Source organism: Methylobacterium sp. R2-1 (genome assembly GCF_014191355.1).
Lineage (GTDB): Bacteria > Pseudomonadota > Alphaproteobacteria > Rhizobiales > Beijerinckiaceae > Methylobacterium.
In genome coordinates, this window is sequence record NZ_JACHWM010000047.1 from 1 (window position 1) to 1,265 (window position 1,265).

Below are 1,265 nucleotides of genomic sequence, written 5' to 3' on the forward strand. Positions count from 1 at the left end.
GCCCAGACCGGCATGTTGAACAGGCGAGCAGCCGCGAGCGCCGTCTCGATGCCTTCCGCGATCCCTAGCCTCTCCGACGGGGGAACAGGCGGATCGCGGAGCCATCCGGCACCTTCCCCGGCATCAGTCGGCGCGGGATGTCGACGGCGGCTTTCCGTCCATCATGGGTCAGGTACGTCCGGTGGAGCGTCGCCGCGTCACCATCGGGACCAGACACCTTGGCGACCATGGCCGGATGGTAGGACGGGACGTCGTCCTGGTAGCGCAGGTGATCCACTATCCGCAGACAGCGCGGAAACGTGGTCAGTCCAAGCCGGGCTTTCAGGTAGCGGGCCACGGCATCGTCGGGCTGGATCAGGCGGGCCTCGGACCACAGCCGGTTCAGAGCCGACCGGCAGTCCTCGGGCGAGCGCTCTGGCGCCGAGGGCATGATCGGCGCGTCGTCGATCAGCGGCTCCAGTCGTTCTGCCAGTTCGCGGAAGTCGATGCCGAGCACCTTCATCGCGAGGTCGATCCCGTCCCCGGCACCGCAGTGATTGCAGATCCACGTGCCCCGGCCTTCCTTGTCGTCAAAGCGGAAGCGGGTCTTGCCACCACACATCGGACACGGGCCGTTCTTACGGCCGGACAGGAACTGGCTATCCACGCCGATCATGGGCAGCAGGCTGGCCCATCGGTCGCGGGCGCGGTCTCGCAGCGGCACGAGCATGCTCAGGCGGTCCTCCGTTTGGCCGAGGCAATCTGTTTGGACTTCAACCAGCTGAGGATGCGTCGCTCCGGCTCACGTTCCGGTGCGTGCTGGTAGCGGTTCGGCCAGACGCCGGTGAATTCCTTGAACTGGTGGGCGGCCCAGCCCGGTGCGTAGCCGCGGCGGCGCCCGTACAGCTTGAGCTGGCCGAACAGGGCGATCTTCTCCTCGGCCTTGGCCCTTGCTCGGTCAGGCCTCAGCTCGACGAGGTTGCCCTCCTCGCACCGGATCTCGCTCTGCTTCTCCGGCTTGAAGCCGCAGGCGGGGCAGGTCGGGGTCTTGGGAGGCTTCAGGAACGCGCAGGACGGGCACTTCTTCGGCAGCGACACGGGTCGGTCCCGCGCCTCCTGCTTCTGCCGCCCGCGGCCGTCGTCGAGTGCATCGTGGTGGATGTCGGTGACGAAGCCGAGCCGCAGGTGCGTGTCGCTGTGATCGAGAATCTTGCAATCGGATTTCGGACCGAAGATCGGGTGCGGCTCCGGCATCCGTAGGCCCCGCCCGATGATCTGCACGAACA

Annotated in this window: 2 protein-coding genes; both read right to left on the reverse strand. The window is 67.0% G+C overall.

All coding sequences use genetic code 11. The annotated features are described in order from the left end of the window. Positions 1–64: 64 nt before the first annotated feature. Positions 65–709 (reverse strand): primase-helicase zinc-binding domain-containing protein, encoded by a 645-nt coding sequence (locus FHU13_RS27285; protein ID WP_246714925.1) that lies wholly within the window; start codon positions 707–709, stop codon positions 65–67. 2 nt (positions 710–711) lie between these two features. Then, a partial coding sequence (locus FHU13_RS27290) for a hypothetical protein (protein ID WP_210287884.1) occupies positions 712–1,265 on the reverse strand: 554 nt, incomplete at its 5' end.

Excerpts from the sequence above, each read along its gene's own strand:
- FHU13_RS27285 (WP_246714925.1), bottom strand. The coding sequence starts at position 709 with ATGCTCGTGCCGCTGCGAGACCGCGCCCGCGACCGATGGGCCAGCCTG.